This window comes from Citrobacter meridianamericanus (assembly GCF_041320245.1).
GTDB classification, from domain to species: domain Bacteria; phylum Pseudomonadota; class Gammaproteobacteria; order Enterobacterales; family Enterobacteriaceae; genus Citrobacter; species Citrobacter meridianamericanus.
Genome location: NZ_CP101036.1, coordinates 2,310,743 through 2,329,747 on the forward strand (window position 1 = coordinate 2,310,743; position 19,005 = coordinate 2,329,747).

General features: G+C 50.6%; 19 protein-coding genes and 1 riboswitch. Of the genes, 11 read left to right on the forward strand and 8 right to left on the reverse strand.

What is annotated here, in order from left to right:
* Nucleotides 1-129 precede the first annotated feature (129 nt).
* Both NMD08_RS11115 and yebS read right to left on the reverse strand, forming a co-directional pair.
* Nucleotides 130-2,763 (reverse strand): PqiB family protein, encoded by a 2,634-nt coding sequence (locus NMD08_RS11115; RefSeq protein ID WP_187258835.1) that lies wholly within the window; start codon nt 2,761-2,763, stop codon nt 130-132.
* A complete protein-coding gene (gene yebS, locus NMD08_RS11120) occupies nt 2,732-4,015 on the reverse strand; it encodes a membrane integrity lipid transport subunit YebS (RefSeq protein ID WP_151219471.1) in 1,284 nt (427 codons plus the stop codon). Before yebS ends, NMD08_RS11115 begins: the two co-directional genes overlap by 32 nt.
* A gap of 128 nt (nt 4,016-4,143) precedes the next feature.
* On the opposite strand from yebS, the gene NMD08_RS11125 reads away from it, so the two are divergent.
* From NMD08_RS11125 to htpX, 4 genes are all read left to right on the forward strand, one after another.
* On the forward strand, nt 4,144-4,641 hold the full coding sequence (locus NMD08_RS11125) for a GAF domain-containing protein (protein WP_151225567.1): 498 nt from the start codon (nt 4,144-4,146) through the stop codon (nt 4,639-4,641).
* A gap of 96 nt (nt 4,642-4,737) precedes the next feature.
* Nucleotides 4,738-5,424: an RNA chaperone ProQ gene (gene proQ / locus NMD08_RS11130; protein ID WP_003833781.1), complete on the forward strand. Its 687-nt coding sequence runs from the start codon at nt 4,738-4,740 to the stop codon at nt 5,422-5,424.
* Nucleotides 5,425-5,443: 19 nt separating this feature from the next.
* On the forward strand, nt 5,444-7,492 hold the full coding sequence (prc, locus tag NMD08_RS11135) for a carboxy terminal-processing peptidase (protein ID WP_151219469.1): 2,049 nt from the start codon (nt 5,444-5,446) through the stop codon (nt 7,490-7,492).
* Between the two features lie 193 nt (nt 7,493-7,685).
* Nucleotides 7,686-8,567 (forward strand): protease HtpX, encoded by an 882-nt coding sequence (htpX, locus tag NMD08_RS11140; RefSeq protein WP_003034964.1) that lies wholly within the window; start codon nt 7,686-7,688, stop codon nt 8,565-8,567.
* A gap of 45 nt (nt 8,568-8,612) precedes the next feature.
* Here the strand turns inward: htpX and NMD08_RS11145 are convergent, their stop codons facing one another.
* Entirely contained in the window at nt 8,613-9,986 is a 1,374-nt protein-coding gene (locus tag NMD08_RS11145) for an MFS transporter (protein ID WP_187252288.1), read from the reverse strand.
* 175 nt (nt 9,987-10,161) lie between these two features.
* On the opposite strand from NMD08_RS11145, the gene kdgR reads away from it, so the two are divergent.
* Complete coding sequence (gene kdgR, locus NMD08_RS11150; RefSeq protein ID WP_003833778.1) at nt 10,162-10,953, forward strand: DNA-binding transcriptional regulator KdgR; 792 nt, start codon at nt 10,162-10,164, stop codon at nt 10,951-10,953.
* A 111-nt stretch (nt 10,954-11,064) separates the two neighbouring features.
* Here kdgR and NMD08_RS11155 read toward each other — a convergent pair whose 3' ends face one another.
* Nucleotides 11,065-11,304, reverse strand: coding sequence for a YobH family protein (locus tag NMD08_RS11155; RefSeq protein ID WP_003841988.1), 240 nt, complete (start codon nt 11,302-11,304; stop codon nt 11,065-11,067).
* A gap of 164 nt (nt 11,305-11,468) precedes the next feature.
* Between NMD08_RS11155 and mgrB the strand changes: the two genes are divergently transcribed.
* From mgrB to rlmA, 6 genes are all read left to right on the forward strand, one after another.
* Nucleotides 11,469-11,612: a PhoP/PhoQ regulator MgrB gene (mgrB, locus tag NMD08_RS11160; protein ID WP_151219467.1), complete on the forward strand. Its 144-nt coding sequence runs from the start codon at nt 11,469-11,471 to the stop codon at nt 11,610-11,612.
* Between the two features lie 74 nt (nt 11,613-11,686).
* Entirely contained in the window at nt 11,687-11,971 is a 285-nt protein-coding gene (locus NMD08_RS11165; protein WP_151219466.1) for a YebO family protein, read from the forward strand.
* 634 nt (nt 11,972-12,605) lie between these two features.
* Nucleotides 12,606-12,749, forward strand: a complete 144-nt coding sequence (locus NMD08_RS11170) for a DUF2627 domain-containing protein (protein ID WP_151219465.1) — start codon at nt 12,606-12,608, stop codon at nt 12,747-12,749.
* A gap of 12 nt (nt 12,750-12,761) precedes the next feature.
* A complete protein-coding gene (gene cspE / locus NMD08_RS11175) occupies nt 12,762-12,971 on the forward strand; it encodes a transcription antiterminator/RNA stability regulator CspE (protein ID WP_001062678.1) in 210 nt (69 codons plus the stop codon).
* A gap of 219 nt (nt 12,972-13,190) precedes the next feature.
* Complete coding sequence (gene ftsI, locus NMD08_RS11180) at nt 13,191-14,936, forward strand: peptidoglycan glycosyltransferase FtsI (protein WP_187252289.1); 1,746 nt, start codon at nt 13,191-13,193, stop codon at nt 14,934-14,936.
* 63 nt (nt 14,937-14,999) lie between these two features.
* Nucleotides 15,000-15,809: a 23S rRNA (guanine(745)-N(1))-methyltransferase gene (rlmA, locus tag NMD08_RS11185; protein WP_151219463.1), complete on the forward strand. Its 810-nt coding sequence runs from the start codon at nt 15,000-15,002 to the stop codon at nt 15,807-15,809.
* On the opposite strand, the gene mntP is transcribed toward rlmA, so the two are convergent.
* From mntP to manY, 4 genes are all read right to left on the reverse strand, one after another.
* Nucleotides 15,806-16,372, reverse strand: a complete 567-nt coding sequence (gene mntP, locus NMD08_RS11190) for a manganese efflux pump MntP (protein ID WP_151219462.1) — start codon at nt 16,370-16,372, stop codon at nt 15,806-15,808. The genes rlmA and mntP overlap by 4 nt on opposite strands.
* 130 nt (nt 16,373-16,502) lie before the next feature.
* Nucleotides 16,503-16,607: riboswitch (yybP-ykoY riboswitch) on the reverse strand.
* Nucleotides 16,608-16,804: 197 nt separating this feature from the next.
* On the reverse strand, nt 16,805-17,263 hold the full coding sequence (locus NMD08_RS11195; protein WP_187252292.1) for a DUF986 family protein: 459 nt from the start codon (nt 17,261-17,263) through the stop codon (nt 16,805-16,807).
* 60 nt (nt 17,264-17,323) lie between these two features.
* Nucleotides 17,324-18,175, reverse strand: coding sequence for a PTS mannose transporter subunit IID (locus tag NMD08_RS11200; protein WP_151219461.1), 852 nt, complete (start codon nt 18,173-18,175; stop codon nt 17,324-17,326).
* A gap of 12 nt (nt 18,176-18,187) precedes the next feature.
* Nucleotides 18,188-18,988 carry a PTS mannose transporter subunit IIC gene (manY, locus tag NMD08_RS11205; protein WP_151219460.1) on the reverse strand — a complete coding sequence of 267 codons (801 nt, stop codon included), beginning with the start codon at nt 18,986-18,988 and terminating at the stop codon, nt 18,188-18,190.
* Nucleotides 18,989-19,005 lie beyond the last annotated feature (17 nt).

Consider the following 19,005-nt stretch of genomic DNA (forward strand, 5'->3'; position numbering starts at 1 on the left):
TAAATAATTCGAGTTGCAGGAATCTGGTAAGTGACTGGGGTAAACGAGAGTACCTAACGCATATGCAACTTGAAGTATGACGGGTAGAAGTGCTCCGGCGCGAGTATTTACGCCGGAGCAGAGGAGAGATTAACGTGGCAGGGCGGTTCCCCAGTCACGCCACTCTTTCGGTTCGCTTTCGAGCAGCAGGAAGTGTTTACCCGACTGCGCTTTCGGGGCGAGTGGCGTACCCGGTGGCGTGGCGAAGGCGATACCACCGCGAATGAACTGGTTGAACGTACCGGTTTTCACGACGCCGCCGGTCAAACCGAAGTCGAGATTGTATCCGGATGCCAGCCAGAACACGGAATTGTTGCGCACCAGGTGCTGATAGCGCTGGCTAATGCGCATGGCAACCATCACACGGTCAGAAAGAGAACCCAGCGTCAGCCCGGTGACGGTCCCCACTTCAATGCCTCTGAACAGCACTGGCGTACCGATATTCAGCGAACCGGCTTCCGGCGCTTCCACCACAATACTCAGACCATCGAGGTAACGAGAGTCGGTAATCGTGGCTTCCTGTAGCTCAAAATCACGGCGCGGGTTGCCGCGTCCTGGTTCAACGTTGATATACGGCTGCAGGATGGTATCCAGATGCTCCACGCCCGCCGCCGAAATTTGCGGCGTGATCACGGAGAAGCGCGTACCGCTTCGGGCAAAGGTCTGTACATATTCCGGATACAGAACCGCTTTTGCCTGAACTTCGTTACGGGCGGTGATGAGCTCAAGCGTCTGGATCTGACCAATATCGATCCCAAGATAGCGAATCGGCATGCCGGCCGCGAGTTTACCGGCATCGAACGCGTGCAGGGTTATCTGACCGCCCACCGCACGCGCGGCGGTTTCGGAAGCATACAAAATACGCTTGTCGCCTTTGCGTTGACTGGCGCTGGCGCCACTTAAGTTATCAAAGCTGATAGCCCCTTTGAGTGCGCGCGACAGGGGAGATGCTTGTACGGTTAAACCGCTGCCGTTGAGCTGAACCTTTGCACCGCCTTCGGCCCAGAACACGCTGTTGCTGGTCAACAAATTGCGATATTCCGGTTTGATATGCAGATCGATATCAAACGCATCGGCGCGCGGACGAACGCTAATCACTTCACCGACCTCAAATTTGCGGTAGAGCACCACCGAACCGGCCTGCACATCCGGCAGCGTTTCGGCGCTCAGGCTGACCGTGGTGGTTGGCAGATCGCTCAGGCTGTTTTCAATTGCTTTTTCCAGGTTGGCATACAGCGGGTAGCTTTTTTGCATTTCGCCTTTGGTGCCTGGCAAAATGCGAATGCCGCCACTGAGCCACTCACTGGCGCTGGCACCAAGGAATTCCACGCCATCCAGCCCGACTTTGACATCCACCCGGCTGTTGACCACGAATTTACTGTCGCCTTGCACCAGCGAGCGATGCTGCGGTTCGATGGCAACGATAAATGAGACGCCTTTGCTGGAAAGCGTACGCTCAATAACCTGACCGACCTGTACGCCGTGGAGGATCAGCGGCTGGCCGGCTTCAATACCGTAACTCTCCGGTGCGGTCAGCGTAAATGTCATGACGCCTGGATCGTGTAACAACGACTTCTCTGCGGGAATAACAGTAAACTGGCTACGCGGCTCGCCTTCGCCGGGGACCAGTTCAAACGTTTTACCCGTCAGCAGTGAGCTGAGATTGGCATCGTTTAACGATAATTTAGGACTGTGTAATTCGATCCGCGTGTTGTCGCGCAGCAGCGTTACGACGCTGGGGTCGACCGTCATTTCGCCGGTGACTTTCCCGCCCGGATTTAAATCCAGTTTGGTAAGCTGACCGACCTCTAATCCTTGATACATCAGTGACGTTGAGCCTGCCTTGAGTCCGTCTCCGCTGGGTAAATCAAGTTTGACAATTACCCCGCGCTGGCTGTGCGCGAGATCCTGATATAAACCAAACGTGTCGTCGGCAGCCGCGGGTTTTGAGTCTTCCGGCGAATCAAAAGCAATCGCACCATTGACCAGCGCGGCCAGACTTTCCAGTTTTACCTTTGCGCCACTGAGGCTGACATCCGCATTCACGCCGGATACGTTCCAGAAGCGGCTGCCTTTTTTCACCAGGTTGGTAAAGCGACGTTCAATCAACACGTCGATGGTTACCCCCTGATGATTGGGGTTAATGGCGTAGTCATACACCCGACCGACCGGAATCTTACGGAAATAAACCAGTGAACCGCTATTAAGCGAACCGAGGTCAGGCGCCCGCAGATGCAGCATCAAATCGCCATTATCAAGACGATATTTGGGCTGCGTATCGAGGGCGACGAAATGATCTTCTTCCTCGCCGGTTCCGGGCATCATGCCGATATAGTTACCACCAACCAACGCATCCAGACCCGAAACCCCAGCCAGCGACGCTTTCGGTGTAACAAGCCAGAACTGAGTATCTTTGCGCAGTGCATCTTTCATGCTCGATTTGATGCTGACGCGGACTTCAATTTTACGCAGATCTTTGCTGAGGTTGATATCTTGTACTGTGCCCACTTCAACGCCCTGATAACGAACGGGCGTGCGTCCTGGCACAATGCCGTCCGCAGACATGAAGTCAATGGTCACGGTATTGCCGCGATCTTCATAGCTCCCCCAGATCAGCCAACCTGCAATCATCAATGCGATCAACGGCAGCAGCCAGAACGGAGAGATACGACGTTTTGTTTTAATCTGCGCTTCAGTCTGCGAAGCGGGCGTTTCCTGACTCATGTGCATCCCAAAGTAATCGGCTGTCCAGCCATTCCACAGCAAGAATAGTCAATATTACCGCCGCGCCGAAATAAAACGCAGCCGGTCCCATAGTAAAAGCAAGAATCTGATCGCGATTAATCAGCGACATGGTTAACGCGATAACAAAGAGGTCCAGCATCGACCAGCGACCAATCCAGGTCACCATGCGCAGCAGTTTGATGCGGGTACGCAATCCTTGCTCGCAGTTAAAATGAATGCTGATGAGCAACGTAAACATCACAATCACTTTGGTGAATGGCACCAGAATACTGGCGATAAAAACGATCGCCGCCACGCCGACGTTACTGTTTGCCAAAGACATTATGCCTGACAGGATGGTGTCTTCCTGCCGACCACCGTTGACATATATTACCGAGATGGGCAGCAGATTAGCAGGCAAAAGCAGGACAATCGAGGCCAGAAGAGCCGCCCAACACTTTTGGATACTTTGGTTCCTGCGCCAACGCAACGGGATATGGCAACGAGGGCAGCGACCTCGCGCGTCCGGATAACCTGTAAAGTGACAACCGAGGCAGACGCGGAGCTTTTCATCAGGGCGACGGGCCGGTCTTTGCGGATAAAATCGGTCCCAAAGCTGCTCTACGTTGAGGTGCGACAACGTCAAAATACTGAGGATCACCAGCGCGATAAAAGCAAACAGCCCCACACCGGGTTGCAAAAAAGCATAGTCCTGAACTTTGATTGATGCGACGCCAATACCCACAAGATAGATATCGAGCATCACCCACTCTTTAAGCCTTTCCAGCATCAACAGTACCGGGCGCAGGTTCATCCCGAGAATATTGCCAAACCACAGATAAGCAATTGAGGTCACGAGAATTAGCGGCGCACCAGCCACGCAAAATAGCACGAAGGATGCGGTGAGTGGATCGCCCTGACGGGTCATTTGCCAGATGCCCTGCAGCACATTGGCGTCAATGCGTACACCTAACAGATAGATGTGCAGGAGCGGCTCTCCCCAGGCAAAGGGCATCAGCAGCAGCATGGCGAAAGCCATTGCCGCCAGCCGCGTTAGTGACCAGTCGCGTCCGTCACGAATTCTTGCCTGACAGCGTGGGCAAAATGCACTTTGGTGTGAACGCATTTTAGGCAAACTAAAGATCAGGTCACATTCAGGGCAGCGATGGTAATTCGCACGAGGAAGTGCATCACCAATGGACCTGATGGCTATTTTTTTAGTCGGCGTGATGCGTGGTGTCGTTAAGGCCATGTATCGCGAATCAAATTGTTGAAGTAATGTTATCTTAACTCATGACGGGAATGATCTTGAGCATTAACGCATTTAATGTTTATTTTAGTAGGCTGCAGTTTTAGGTAAGACAACTAAGTGATTACATAATGAACAAAATAGAGCTATACACGGATCTGAACCGTGATTTTCAGGCATTAATGGCAGGTGAGACTAGTTTTCTGGCAACGCTGGCAAATACCAGCGCGTTGTTGTTCGAGCGTCTTGCAGAAGTAAATTGGGCCGGTTTTTATCTGCTCGAAAACGATACGCTGGTGCTGGGGCCTTTCCAGGGGAAAATCGCCTGTGTGCGGATTCCGGTGGGGCGCGGAGTATGTGGTACCGCCGTGGCGCAGAACCAGGTTCAGCGTATTGAGGACGTACATGCTTTTGACGGGCACATCGCCTGCGATGCCGCCAGCAACGCTGAAATCGTCCTGCCAATCACTGTCGACAATCAGATCATTGGCGTGCTGGATATTGATAGCACGGCGTTTGGCCGCTTTACTGAGGAAGATGAACAGGGGCTGCGGACGCTGGTGGCACAGCTTGAAACCGTGCTTGCAACGACGGATTACAAAAAATTCTTTGCGCGCGTCGCAGGATAATCAACGGATAACGTAGCAATTACTGATGACGTCATTATAATGTCGCCTGTTCATGCCTGCGCTTGTTGGCTACGTCCGTTGTAATCAGGAAATTTCATGGAAAATCAACCTAAGTTGAATAGCAGTAAAGAAGTCATCGCGTTTCTGGCCGAACGCTTCCCGCAGTGCTTTAGTGCGGAAGGCGAAGCGCGCCCACTGAAAATTGGCATTTTTCAGGATCTGGTAGAGCGTGTTGAGGGCGAAATGAACCTCAGCAAGACACAGCTCCGTTCAGCCTTACGTCTCTATACTTCAAGCTGGCGCTATCTGTATGGCGTTAAATTGGGCGCAACGCGTGTGGATCTCGACGGCAACCCTTGTGGTGAGCTGGATGAACAGCACGTGGAACATGCTCGCAAACAGCTGGAAGAAGCTAAAGCCCGCGTTCAGGCGCAACGCGCTGAACAACAGGCGAAAAAACGCGAAGCGGCCGCTGCTGCCGGGGAAAAAGAAGACGCACCGCGTCGCGAGCGCAAGCCGCGTCCTGCTCCGCGTCGTAAAGAAGGTGCTGAGCGTAAACCTCGCGCTGAAAAACCAGCAGCAAAAGCACCGCGTGCTCCTCGTGAAGAACAGCATACCCCGGTATCTGATATTTCAGTGCTGACGGTAGGGCAGTCTCTGAAGGTGAAAGCAGGAAATAATGCGATGGATGCCACCGTATTAGAAATCACCAAAGATGGCGTCCGTGTACAGCTGAATTCGGGTATGTCTTTGATTGTACGCGCAGAACACCTGGTGTTCTGAAACGGAGGCCAGGCCTGGCATGAACACTTTTTTTAGGCTTACTGCGTTAGCTGGTCTGCTTGCATTAGCAGGCCAGGCACTTGCTGTGGAAGACATCACGCGTGCCGATCAAATCCCCGTCTTAAAGGAAGAAACCCAGCATGCGACGGTAAGCGAGCGTGTGACATCGCGTTTTACGCGTTCACACTATCGTCAGTTCGATCTGGATCAGGCGTTTTCGGCGAAAATTTTTGACCGCTATTTGAATCTGCTCGACTACAGCCACAACGTGCTGTTGGCGAGCGATATCGAACAGTTTGCAAAGAAGAAAACGGTTCTTGGCGATGAATTGCGTAGCGGCAAGCTGGATGTCTTTTACGACCTCTATAATCTGGCGCAAAAACGCCGATTCGAACGTTATCAGTACGCATTAAGCGTGCTGGCACGGCCAATGGATTTTACCGGTACCGACACGTTTAACCTCGACCGGAGCAAAGCTCCGTGGCCAAAGAGCGAAGCAGAGCTTAACGCGCTTTGGGACAGCAAGGTTAAATTTGACGAACTCAGCCTGAAGCTGACCGGTAAAACCGATGCGGAAATTCGTGAAACGCTGACTCGCCGCTACAAGTCTGCGATTCGCCGTCTGGCGCAGACCAATAGCGAAGATGTGTTTTCTCTGGCGATGACGGCTTTTGCCCGTGAAATCGACCCGCATACTAACTATCTCTCTCCACGCAATACTGAACAGTTCAATACTGAAATGAGCTTGTCTCTGGAAGGTATTGGCGCAGTTCTACAAATGGATGATGACTACACCGTCATCAATTCCATGGTGGCGGGTGGCCCTGCAGCCAAGAGCAAAGCGATAAGCGTTGGTGACCGTATTGTCGGCGTGGGTCAGACCGGTAAAGGCATGGTCGACGTGATTGGCTGGCGTCTGGATGACGTGGTGGCGCTGATCAAAGGACCGAAAGGCAGCAAAGTACGCCTTGAAATCCTGCCTGCTGGTAAGGGTACCAAAACGCGCATCGTAACGTTAACGCGTGAACGTATTCGTCTCGAAGACCGCGCTGTGAAAATGTCCGTGAAAACCGTTGGCAAAGAAAAGGTCGGCGTACTGGATATTCCCGGCTTTTATGTTGGCCTGACGGATGACGTCAAAGTTCAGCTGCAGAAGCTGGAAAAACAGAACGTCAGCAGCGTCATTATCGATCTGCGCACCAATGGTGGCGGCGCGCTGACTGAAGCAGTTTCGCTTTCCGGTCTGTTCATTCCATCCGGTCCGGTTGTTCAGGTTCGTGACAATAACGGTAAAGTGCGTGAGGACAGCGATACCGACGGCGTCGTGTATTACAAAGGCCCGCTGGTGGTGTTAGTCGATCGTTTCAGTGCTTCGGCATCAGAAATTTTTGCTGCGGCAATGCAGGATTATGGTCGTGCGCTCATTGTCGGTGAACCGACCTTCGGGAAAGGTACCGTTCAGCAATATCGCTCGCTGAACCGTATTTACGATCAGATGCTGCGTCCGGAATGGCCAGCGCTGGGCTCTGTTCAGTATACGATCCAGAAATTCTACCGTGTCAACGGTGGCAGTACGCAGCGTAAGGGCGTTACGCCGGATATCATCATGCCGACAGGTAATGAAGAAACAGAAACCGGTGAGAAGTTCGAAGATAACGCGTTGCCGTGGGATAGCATTGATGCTGCGACCTACACCAAATCAGAGAATCTGACGCCGTTTGGACCTGAATTGTTGAAAGAGCACAATGCGCGTATCGCCAACGATCCTGAGTTCCAGTACATCATGAAGGATATTGCGCGTTTCAATGCGATGAAGGATAAGCGCAACATCGCTTCTCTGAATTACGCTCAGCGTGAAAAAGAGAATAACGAAGATGACGCAATGCGTCTGGCGCGTATCAACGATCGGTTTAAGCGTGAAGGCAAACCGCCTTTGAAGAAACTGGACGATCTGCCGAAGGATTACCAGGAGCCGGATCCGTACCTGGATGAAACGGTAAAAATCGCGCTTGATCTGGCGCATCTTGAGAAAGAGAAGCCAGCGGAACAGCCCGCAACCCGTCAATAACCTCAAACAGGCACAAGAAATTGTGCCTGTTTTTTTTAACAAACGCATGAAGACGTCAGTCTGATACGATAAAATGTAAAGTTGTGTTTTTCTGGTGACTTAGCACCGATGGATGCTTGAAAATAGCCGTAAGACCCATACGATATGGGTAATCGCATAGTGCGTTTTGTTAAATTGAGGTTAAAAGAAAATTATGATGCGAATCGCGCTCTTCCTGCTGACGAACCTGGCTGTGATGGTCGTTTTCGGGCTGGTATTGAGCCTGACAGGGATTCAGTCAAGCAGCGTTCAAGGCTTGTTGATCATGGCACTGCTGTTTGGTTTTGGTGGTTCCTTCATTTCTCTGCTGATGTCCAAATGGATGGCGTTAAAATCCGTCGGTGGGGAAGTGATCGAACAGCCCCGCAATGAAAGAGAACGCTGGTTGATGAATACGGTAGCGAATCAGGCCCGTCAGGCCGGGATCGCTATGCCGCAGGTTGCAATCTACCATGCGCCAGATATTAACGCATTTGCTACCGGTGCGCGCCGGGATGCTTCGCTGGTGGCTGTGAGTACTGGCCTGTTGCAAAACATGAGCCCTGATGAAGCCGAAGCCGTTATCGCGCATGAGATCAGCCACATTGCCAATGGTGATATGGTGACCATGACGCTCATTCAGGGGGTTGTAAACACCTTCGTTATCTTTATCTCACGTATTCTGGCGCAAATTGCCGCTGGCTTTATGGGTGGAAACCGTGATGAGGGTGAGGGTAGCAACGGTAACCCGTTGATCTACTTTGCGGTGGCGACGGTGCTGGAACTGGTGTTTGGTATTCTGGCGAGCATCATTACCATGTGGTTCTCACGTCATCGTGAATTCCATGCGGATGCCGGTTCTGCAAAATTGGTAGGGCGTGAGAAAATGATCGCCGCGCTGCAGCGTCTGAAAACCAGCTATGAGCCGCAGGAAGCGACCAGCATGATGGCGTTTTGCATCAACGGCAAATCCAAGTCGTTGAGTGAGCTGTTTATGACTCACCCGCCGTTGGATAAACGTATTGAAGCGCTGCGCAGCGGAGAATATCTGAAATAATCTGCAGCAGACTAACTGAAGAGCGCGTCGACAGACGCGCTTTTTTTATGCTTGAATTCGCGGTTGCGTAATACGCAGGCCGCTCACGATGGCTGCCAGCGAGGCCAGAATGCCAGCTGTTATCAGCGAGACGTGCGTTCCGCTGTCACCGAATTGGTTGAGCATTAGTGCGACCAGCGCGGCCCCTGTACTTTGACCTAGTAAGCGCGCCGTCCCCAGCATACCGCTTGCCCCACCGCTGCGCTCACGCGGCGCGGAGGTGATGATAGTGTGGTTGTTCGGTGACTGAAACAAGCCAAAGCCCGCGCCGCACAAAATCATTGGCCAGATGATATTAAAATCAGAGGGCGAAGTGGGTAGCAGTACCAGCGAAAACAAACCGCTCGCCATCACTGCCATGCCCAGCGCACCCAATAGTCCGGCGTGAACGCGTTCAATCAGATATCCCGCGAGAGGAGCCATCACCATGGTTGCCAGTGGCCATGGCGTCAACAGCAGACCCGTTTCGACTTCGCTGCGCCCGAGTACCGTTTGCATAAAAAAGGGCAAGGAAACTAATGCCAGCATTTGCGCGCTGAAAGAACAGATTGAGGTACAAATCGAGAGTGAAAACAGCGGAATGCGTAGCAGATCAACCGGCAATAAGGGTACTGGCAAGGCGAGCTGACGGCGGATAAAGAAAAAACCTACAACGATCAGTGCCACAATCTCAGCACCAATCAGTTTTAGCGACTGTCCTTGTGCAAAACCGCTGAGGGCGGTGATCAGCAAACCAAACGTTAAGGCATTCATCACTGCACTCGGCAGGTCAAAGCGTGGTTTATTGCTGCGGGACGCATTGGGGGGTAAAAAGCGCATAGCCAGCAGCAGTGCGATTATTCCCAACGGGACGTTAATCAGAAACAGCCATTTCCACGAGGCGATAGAGAGAATTGCCGCGGCAATAGTTGGACCCGCTGCCGAGGAGACCGCAACAATAAAGGAGTTAATACCCATCCCACGCCCAAGCTGATGCTGTGGGTAAATGAGTCGGATCAATGCCGTATTCACGCTCATTAGCGCCGCGCCGCCAAAACCCTGGGCGATGCGCGCCAGCGTCAGCATGTGTAACGAATCAGACAAGGCACAGAATAGCGATGCCAGCAAGAACACGACCAGACCACACTTATAAATGCGTCGGTAACCAAACATATCGCCTAAAAAAGAGAGTGACAGAAGCGAAACGACGATAGCAATTTGATAGGCGTTCACGATCCATATTGAGCTTGCTGGTGAGGCCTGAAGATCGGCGGCGATAGTTGGCAGGGCTACGTTTGCTATTGCGCCGTCGAGTACTGCCATAGAAATCCCAATTACAATGGTTAAAATTGCGCCATATCGCTGGGGCAATGGCAGACCATCGGCCTGAATTTTTTCCATAGAAAATCAATATTGTCGGTATTTATGAAGAGGATAATGATTTTAGCATTGATATTCAGGCGTTAGGTCGCAGATTTGTAACTAAGTAAGCAAAGAGCGATTGCGAGTGGGGGGACGTGAAATTATAATAAAAACCGGTTCTGATTTTTATAAAACACTCGCAATGAGGTGGTAAATGGCTATCGCAGATCTGGATAAGCAACCCGATTCTGTATCTTCCGTGCTGAAAGTTTTTGGCATTCTGCAGGCGCTGGGTGAAGAGCGCGAGATTGGTATTACCGAGTTGTCGCAACGCGTCATGATGTCGAAAAGCACCGTTTATCGCTTTTTGCAGACCATGAAAACGCTGGGTTATGTGGCACAAGAAGGAGAGTCTGAGAAATACTCTCTGACCCTGAAATTATTCGAGCTAGGCGCACGCGCGTTGCAAAACGTTGATCTTATCCGTAGCGCTGACATTCAGATGCGCGAACTTTCACGCCTGACCAAAGAGACAGTTCACCTCGGTGCGCTGGATGAAGACAGCATCGTCTACATTCATAAAATCGATTCCATGTACAATCTGCGCATGTATTCTCGCGTTGGTCGTCGTAATCCGCTATACAGTACAGCTATTGGTAAAGTTCTGCTGGCATGGCGTGACCGCGATGAAGTGAAGCAGATTCTGGATGGTATTGAGTACAAACGCAGCACCGATCGTACCATTACGAATACCGATGAATTACTGGTACTGCTGGATAAAGTACGTGAGCAAGGTTATGGCGAAGATAACGAAGAACAGGAAGAAGGCCTGCGTTGCATCGGCGTACCAGTGTTTGACCGTTTCGGCGTGGTTATTGCGGGCCTGAGTATTTCATTCCCAACGCTGCGTTTCTCTGAGGAACGTTTACACGAGTATGTGGCAATGCTGCATACGGCGGCGCGCAAGATTTCAGAACAAATGGGCTATAACGACTATCCGTTCTGAACTGACGTCATCGCTAATGACAAAACCCCTGGTATTTTGTACCAGGGGTTTTTTATGAAAAATTATAACGTGAGTTGGCAAAAATAACGTTGTGAACGAATTGTTGCTATATTAGCCGTTGTCGATAATAACCGTGCTTTTCCTTAACAGAGGACAATCCGACAGGCCAATGATACCGCTATCAGTGTGGACGTACTGTGCGGTGCTGGTGCCGCGAGCGGTCAGATATTGGCATTGCAGGCCCAGACCCGCAGCATTCTCCTTACTTCCAATCAAGATACCGTAGCCGCTCAGTAATAAACCGATCCAAACCAGAGCTAACAACACAATAGCGCGGATAATCAGACGCATTACAACCTCTTATCTTTTTTCGTTGTTATTAGATTAGCCTGTACACGGTATGAAACAAGTCAATCATTCCTAAAAAGATTGAATGCCGATACAGTTAACGCTGGGTTTAGGTAACGCATGATAATTTATAGACATAAGATGTAGGATTGAAGAGTGGAGCTGGAGTGAAAAAGATTCGCTGGGTAGTGCTGATTGTTGTTGTACTGGTATGCATACTGATGTGGGCGCAGGTGCTCAACATCATGTGCGATCAGGACGTACAATTTTTCAGCGGTATTTGTGCCATTAATAAGTTTATTCCCTGGTAAGCGCATTTTCGCAACAGTTGATTACCTTCTTGTGCGGCAGTGGTAAACTATGCCGTCTACATTGAGGTGGTGAAATGAACGAAGTTTTGAATTCAGGCGCGTTGAGTTTTGCGTCTTTAGCGGTATCAGTGGTGGTTTTGATTGTCGGGCTTGTTCTATGGTTTTTCATCAATCGGGCAAGTTCGCGTACCAACGAGCAGATTGAGCTGCTTGAAGCATTGTTAGATCAGCAAAAAAGACAGAACGCTTTACTCCGTCGACTTTGCGAAGCTAACGAACCCGAGAAAGTAGCAGAGCCTGCTGCATTGACTGCCAGGCAAGAAGACGATGACATCATCCGCCTGGTAGCCGAGCGGTAAATAAGTATGACAGGGTGAGGTACTGCGGATGTTGCTTCCAGTTACTTCATCCTGTCTTAAGCGTGTCAGATTTTTTTCTTCTGTCCCCGACGTGTAATTAGCGGTGGACTGACATGGACTCCCAGTATTTTCAGAGACTCCGCCTAATTAATATCTTATCCCTGGCCTGATCTAAATATAATATCCCATACGTTAAAAATATGATTATGTCATTTTTGTGATAATGATCGTTTTATTAGCAGCGAAACGTTTCTCTTACTTTTTTTGTGCCTTGTCATCTTTCTTTCATTATTTTGGTGCAAAACAAGAAGACGGATCCCATTTCTACGCTTGTGATATTTTATGCATTACTAAGCATAAAAAATGATATAGGGCAGAACCCGTTACAGATAACCTGGAACAACCGAAGCTATTGAGCTATGGTAGAAATGTCTCTGCAATGGTGCCAACCATGCGGGGTAAGGGGAGAGGCACGAGAATATATCTCTACTCGGCATGGCGCATAACTGTGCAGTTGCTGTTTGATGAAAGACAGGATTTGTGCGACCGATCGAGACACGTTTAAAAATGGCTTGCCATTATTAACGTTGTATGTGATAACACGTTTTGGGTTAAACGAGGTACAGTTCTGTTTATGTGTGGCATTTTCAGTAAAGAAGTCCTGAGTAAACACGTTGACGTTGAATACCGCTTCTCTGCCGAACCTTATATTAGTGCCTCAAGCAGTAATGTCTCAGTTTTATCTATGTTACGCCCGCGGGCGAAGAAAATACTCTAAGGAATTTTGCAAATGGCAAAGATTAAAGGTCAAGTTAAGTGGTTCAACGAGTCTAAAGGTTTTGGTTTCATTACTCCGGCTGATGGCAGCAAAGACGTGTTTGTACACTTCTCCGCTATCCAGGGTAACGGCTTCAAAACTCTGGCTGAAGGCCAGAACGTTGAGTTCGAAATTCAGGACGGCCAGAAAGGTCCGGCTGCTGTTAACGTAACAGCTATCTGATCGACACCACTGATTTGAAGCGCTTTTGCGCCTCCATCTCAGATATAAAGCCTCGCTTCTGCGGGGCTTTTTAATTCAGATTACGTCAAAATATTACTGAATGCCCTTCCATTAGCGCTTTGTTGCAAAGGCGTGATGTTCGTAGCATAGTTTTCCCCGCATTCTTACGTCATTTCTCGTTAAATCAGACACCTGAAAAACTATCTTGCTGGAGATTGGGTGAAAAAGAAAAACGACGGCGATGCGCGCAATTTTACTCCCGTACGTTTTGCCCTGCTTTGCGTGGCAATATTATTGAGTCTTGGATTGCTGCTCGGTCGGGTTGCGTGGCTGCAAATAGTCACGCCGACGAATCTGGTAAAACAGGAAGACATGCGTTCGTTACGTGAAGTGTCGATTGCCTCTCCACGCGGAATGATCACCGACAGAGAAGGGCGGCCGCTGGCGGTAAGCGTTCCGGTTAACGCTGTCTGGGCCGATCCGAAGACGATTGTCAGCAAAGGTGGTGTTGGCTATAACGAACGCTGGCAGGCATTAGCTAAGACCCTGCATATTTCGCTCGCCACGCTGGCTGAACGTGTTAACAGCAATCCAACTGGCCGCTTTATCTATCTTGCGCGCCAGATCTCTCCTCAGCAGGCGCAGTGGATCGATGATCTTAATCTCCCGGGTATCAATTTGCGCGAAGAGTCGCGTCGATTCTATCCCGCCGGGCATGTTGCGGCCAATTTGATTGGTTTTACCAATATTGATGGTCAGGGGATTGAAGGCCTGGAGAAAAGCTTTAACAGCCAGTTGATGGGCAAACCTGGCTCCCGCCTGGTACGGAAAGATAAATTTGGCCATGTCATCGAAAATATCACCGAAGTGATGCCGGTGCCGGCGCACGAATTACAGCTCAGTATTGATGAACGTTTGCAGACAGTTACTGAAGATGCGCTGGACAATGCCGTAACATGGAATAAAGCGGAATCTGGAGCTGCGGTGTTGGTCAATATTGCCACCGGCGAAATACTCTCCATGGCAAGCTTTCCCGACTTCAATCCCAATAACCGTGATGGTGCGGTGCTGGATGATTTTCGCAACCGTGCAATTAGCGACACTTTTGAACCCGGTTCAACTGTTAAACCGCTGGTGATCATGACTGCACTGCAGCAAGGGATTGTGCAGCCTGATAGCGTCATTGATACACATCCTTTTAATCTGGATGGACATCGCATCCGCGATGTCGGGTTTTACCCTGAGTTATCGCTGACCGGGATTTTGCAGAAATCGAGCGATACCGGTGTATCACACCTCTCGCTGGCTATGCCGATCCAGAAACTACTGGATACCTATAAACGCTTTGGCTTTGGCGATCCTACCGGACTGGGGTTAACCGGGGAAAGTAGCGGTTTAATGCCGCAACGTCGCTACTGGAGCGATTTGGATCGGGCCACCTTTGCATTTGGCTACGGGCTAATGGTGACGCCGCTCCAGTTGGCGCATGTTTATGCCACCATCGGCAGTTTTGGTATTTACCGCCCCCTTTCTATTACGCGTATCGATCCGCCAGTAATAGGTACGCGGGTGATGCCGGAGGCGTTGGTTCACCAGGTTGAACATATGATGGAGAGCGTCGCGCTACCCGGCGGCGGGGGAACCAAAGCTGCGGTTAGAGATTATCGCGTAGCGGTTAAGACCGGAACGGCAAAGAAAATTGGTGATGACGGTAAATATGTCGACAAATACGTGGCTTATACGGCAGGCGTTGCGCCAGCGAGCGATCCAAAATTTGCGCTGGTAGTGGTGATTAATAACCCGCAAAACGGCGCTTACTACGGGGGAGCCGTTTCCGCGCCAGTGTTCAGTCAGATAATGGGCGATGTCCTGCGTCTGGAAAATGTAAAGCCGGATGGCATGCCGGCCAACTCCGATCATTTGGTGGTGATGCACGCCAGCAACGTAAACTCACCGTCGCTGTAAGTTATTTTCCCTGGGCGCAATTCGCGTTACACTTGCGCCCTTAAGTCACCTGCCGGAGTTGTCATGTCGTTTTCCTGTCCTCTTTGCCACCAGCCTCTTACTCAAGCGAATAACAGTTTTGTCTGTCCCGGGCGGCACCAGTTTGACGTGGCGAAAGAAGGGTATGTTAACTTACTGCCGGTTCAGCATAAGCGGTCGCGGGATCCAGGCGATAGCGCTGAAATGATGCAGGCGCGCCGGGCATTTCTTGATGCTGGCCACTATCAGCCGCTGCGCGATGCGATTGTGAATGTGCTTAAAGAGAAGTCGAATTCCGAAGATGCAGTGATCCTGGATATTGGCTGTGGGGAAGGGTATTACACCCATGCGTTTGCCGATGCGCTGGCGGGCTGTACAACCTTTGGTCTTGATGTCTCCAAAGCAGCAATTAAAGCTGCGGCGCGACGTTATCCTCAGGTGACCTTTTGTGTTGCCTCCAGCCACCGTCTGCCATTTGCCGACGAATCAATGGATGCCATCATCAGGATCTACGCCCCCTGCAAAGCACAGGAGCTGGCTCGAGTGGTTAAACCGGGTGGCTGGGTAATTACCGCCACGCCGGGCCCGCGTCATTTAATGGAGCTGAAAGGACTGATTTATGATGAGGTGCGGCTGCATGCGCCACACACTGAGCAGCTTGATGGTTTTGCCCTGCAACAGAGTATTGCACTGGGATATCAAATGCAGCTCAAAGGCAGTGAGGCTGTGGCATTGCTGCAGATGACGCCGTTCGCCTGGCGGGCAAAGCCGGAGGTGTGGGAAGCCTTAACGGGGAAAACACAGTTTGATTGCCAGACAGACTTTAGTATTCATGTCTGGCAGCGACTGAGTTAACCGTGAAAGTGTGCCCAGAGGATCTGGGCACCGATACCAATCAGTACCACCCCGCCCAAAATTTCAGCTCGTTTGCCCAGCATCGGGCCAATGAAACGACCGATCATCATGCCGAGTGTGGACATAATCAACGTGGCACAGCCGATGGCCAGCGCTGTGGCAATAATGTTGACCTGCAGGAAAGCCAGACCCACCCCGACGGCCATTGCGTCGAGACTGGTGGCAATGGCGGTGGTGACCAGCAGCCAGAAACCGTGACGGCGTTGCGGCTCTTCATCTTCATCACTGTTATCGCGAAAACCTTCGATTATCATTCGCCCACCTAAAAACATCAGCAGAATGAAGGCGATCCAGTGGTTCCACTCCAGCACAAATTTGCTGGCGAGCATCCCCATGCCCCAGCCAATCAATGGCGTGAGCGTTTCAACTGCGCCGAAAATAAGGCCAGTACGCAGCGCTTCAGAAAATTTGGGTTTATGCAGGGAGGCACCTTTGCCAATTGATGCAGCAAAAGCATCCATCGACATGCCGAAAGCGAGAAGAACGGTAGCGGTAAGATTCATAACAGCGTCCTGACCGGGGTATCCATAAAACACATCACTGCCCCCAGTAACCATGCATACAAGCTGGAATCACTGTAAATACAGCGCCATTCAAATATGCATTGCAGTTGATGTGCCTATGGTCTCGCCTGACTGAACCTGTAAGTTCAGTCCGTACGTGCCACGTTTTTCAACGAGTATGTTGACACGTACATTTCCGGAATCTGGAAATCGGCTACTCCCCAACGACGGGCGCAACCTTAACATATTTTTAGAATATAAAACAAGAAATGCAGAAATAATATTTCGACTCTAATTGAAAACGATTTTCATTTAGATTTATTTATAGATAAAACGTTAAAATTAATAACATTACTGATGATGAAATATAGCCTTAGCTATGTTTGTTTTTGCATTGATATATAAAAACATAGTTCAGGCTATATTCATAACTCATTGATTTGAAATTAAAAGTTTATATATGTTTTCGAGATCGTCTATATTTCGTACGCGAATAAGTAATCTTCGATGTTCTAATTGCATCACCAGTACACCGTCTTCAGATAAATTCATTTCTTTAATGCGATTATATTCAATCCAGACATTGGCGAAGAAAAAGCCTTTTTGCTTAAAGATGATTTTTGGCGTACGGATCCAGAACAGATACAACCCCATCAATATCAGTGCGCATAATAACCATGTGGTAAATTGCGCGCCGTGGCTGGTGATGTTGTTATAGATAAGAATAGCTACCAAGCCAAGGAAGATAACGCCGTCGACTCTGCTGCGAGGAAGCAGGACGACAGTAAGCAGAGTGGGGCCATTGCGTCGGGGCATGATGAACTGATCGTAAATGGCATACGCCAGCAGCGACAAGATAAAAAGAACCAGCACCAGGTCCGTGATAGTCATGAATCCTCAACCCTCTAAATAGAAAAACCGGGGGCAAGCCCCCGGTGATGTACAACAGTCTTACAGGCCGAGCAGGCCGACAGCGTAGCCCGCGATACCGATGACGAAGAAGCCAATGATGATCCACAGTGGGTTCACTTTCTTACGCAGCAGCCACATACAGGCGAACGTCAGCAGCAACGGAACCAGGCCCGGCATCAGCTGGTCAAGGATTGTCTGCACGGTGGTGACGCGAGTCTGGCCATCCTGACCGGTGATAGTGGAAACCACCAGCGGGATGTTGACGTGCGTCCATTTGTTAACCAATGCCCCCATGACAAACAGGCCGAGAATTGACGCCCCCTCAGTCAGTTTCTGCAGGAAGCCGCCGCCCATATCTTTAACGATATCGACACCTTTACGGTAGCCGTACGCCACTCCGTAATAAAGGGTCGCGAGACGTACCAGGTTAAACAGAACAAAGAAGAGCAATGGTCCAAGCAGGCTGCCGCTCATCGCGATACCTGCGCCGAGCGCGGCGAAGACCGGACGTACGGTACCCCAGAAGATCGGGTCACCCACGCCTGCCAGCGGCCCCATCAGACCAACTTTGATACCGTTGATAGCACCATCGTCAATCTCTGCACCGTTTGCACGTTGCTCCTCCATCGCCAACGTTACGCCCAGTACCGGGGCCGCTACGTACGGATGGGTGTTAAAGAATTCCAGATGACGCTTAATAGCTTGCTTTCGCGCGTCGTTGTTTTCCGGGTACAAACGGCGGATCGCCGGTATCATGGAGAAACAAAAACCCAGCGCCTGCATACGTTCGAAGTTCCATGAACCCTGAAACAGGTTAGAACGAAGGAACACGCCACGAATATCACTCTGGGTGAGTTTTTTCTCGGTGGTAGTTTTAGTCATATCAACCATTTCGCTCACCTGTTAGTCCAGTTCGTTATCGAGATCGTTATTGCCAGCTGCTTGCGCAGGTGCACCGGCTACGCGGTTATATTTCGGGCTCAACTGAATGTAGAGGATGGCCATTACTGCGCCAATCACACCCAGAGCAACCAGGTTGAAGTTAGTAAATGCCGCGGTGACGAAGCCGAGGTAGAAGAACGGCATCAGGTAGCCTGCGCGCATCATGTTGATGACCATTGCATAACCAACCACTACGATCATACCGCCTGCAATGTTCAGACCACCGGTAACAACTTCCGGAATGGCGTTCAACATGCCCTGAACTTCACTGGTACCGACGGAGATAGCCACGATTACCGCAGGGATTGCAACGCGCATTGCCTGAAGGAACAGGGAGGAGACGTGTATCCAGGATAGCGCCGTCAGGTTGCCGCTTTCGGCCGCCTTATCCGCCGCGTGCTGGAACGCTACGGTGATGGTACGAACGATAATGGTCAGAACCTGGCCTGCTGCTGCCAGAGGAATAGCCAGTGCGATACCCGCACCAATGCTTTGATGACCCGCGATGACCAGAACGGTAGAGATAATTGAGGCCAGTGCGGCATCAGGTGCAACCGCAGCACCGATGTTCATCCAGCCCAGGGCGATCATTTCCAGGGTACCACCGATGATAATACCGGTTTTCATATCCCCGAGAACGGCACCAATCAGCGTACAGGCCACCAACGGACGGTGGAACTGAAATTCATCGAGTACCGACTCCATACCCGCGATACATGCGACGATGAACACCAGCACAATCTGAAGAGTGGTAATCTCCATTGTACTTCTCCTATTGC

What these genes read in the sequence shown, in the direction of transcription:
- NMD08_RS11115 (WP_187258835.1), bottom strand. Translation starts at nt 2,763, where the DNA reads ATGAGTCAGGAAACGCCCGCTTCGCAGACTGAAGCGCAGATTAAAACA.
- yebS (WP_151219471.1), bottom strand. Translation starts at nt 4,015, where the DNA reads ATGGCCTTAACGACACCACGCATCACGCCGACTAAAAAAATAGCCATC.
- NMD08_RS11125 (WP_151225567.1), top strand. Translation starts at nt 4,144, where the DNA reads ATGAACAAAATAGAGCTATACACGGATCTGAACCGTGATTTTCAGGCA.
- proQ (WP_003833781.1), top strand. Translation starts at nt 4,738, where the DNA reads ATGGAAAATCAACCTAAGTTGAATAGCAGTAAAGAAGTCATCGCGTTT.
- prc (WP_151219469.1), top strand. Translation starts at nt 5,444, where the DNA reads ATGAACACTTTTTTTAGGCTTACTGCGTTAGCTGGTCTGCTTGCATTA.
- htpX (WP_003034964.1), top strand. Translation starts at nt 7,686, where the DNA reads ATGATGCGAATCGCGCTCTTCCTGCTGACGAACCTGGCTGTGATGGTC.
- NMD08_RS11145 (WP_187252288.1), bottom strand. Translation starts at nt 9,986, where the DNA reads ATGGAAAAAATTCAGGCCGATGGTCTGCCATTGCCCCAGCGATATGGC.
- kdgR (WP_003833778.1), top strand. Translation starts at nt 10,162, where the DNA reads ATGGCTATCGCAGATCTGGATAAGCAACCCGATTCTGTATCTTCCGTG.
- NMD08_RS11155 (WP_003841988.1), bottom strand. Translation starts at nt 11,304, where the DNA reads ATGCGTCTGATTATCCGCGCTATTGTGTTGTTAGCTCTGGTTTGGATC.
- NMD08_RS11165 (WP_151219466.1), top strand. Translation starts at nt 11,687, where the DNA reads ATGAACGAAGTTTTGAATTCAGGCGCGTTGAGTTTTGCGTCTTTAGCG.
- NMD08_RS11170 (WP_151219465.1), top strand. Translation starts at nt 12,606, where the DNA reads ATGTGTGGCATTTTCAGTAAAGAAGTCCTGAGTAAACACGTTGACGTT.
- cspE (WP_001062678.1), top strand. Translation starts at nt 12,762, where the DNA reads ATGGCAAAGATTAAAGGTCAAGTTAAGTGGTTCAACGAGTCTAAAGGT.
- rlmA (WP_151219463.1), top strand. Translation starts at nt 15,000, where the DNA reads ATGTCGTTTTCCTGTCCTCTTTGCCACCAGCCTCTTACTCAAGCGAAT.
- mntP (WP_151219462.1), bottom strand. Translation starts at nt 16,372, where the DNA reads ATGAATCTTACCGCTACCGTTCTTCTCGCTTTCGGCATGTCGATGGAT.
- NMD08_RS11195 (WP_187252292.1), bottom strand. Translation starts at nt 17,263, where the DNA reads ATGACTATCACGGACCTGGTGCTGGTTCTTTTTATCTTGTCGCTGCTG.
- NMD08_RS11200 (WP_151219461.1), bottom strand. Translation starts at nt 18,175, where the DNA reads ATGGTTGATATGACTAAAACTACCACCGAGAAAAAACTCACCCAGAGT.
- manY (WP_151219460.1), bottom strand. Translation starts at nt 18,988, where the DNA reads ATGGAGATTACCACTCTTCAGATTGTGCTGGTGTTCATCGTCGCATGT.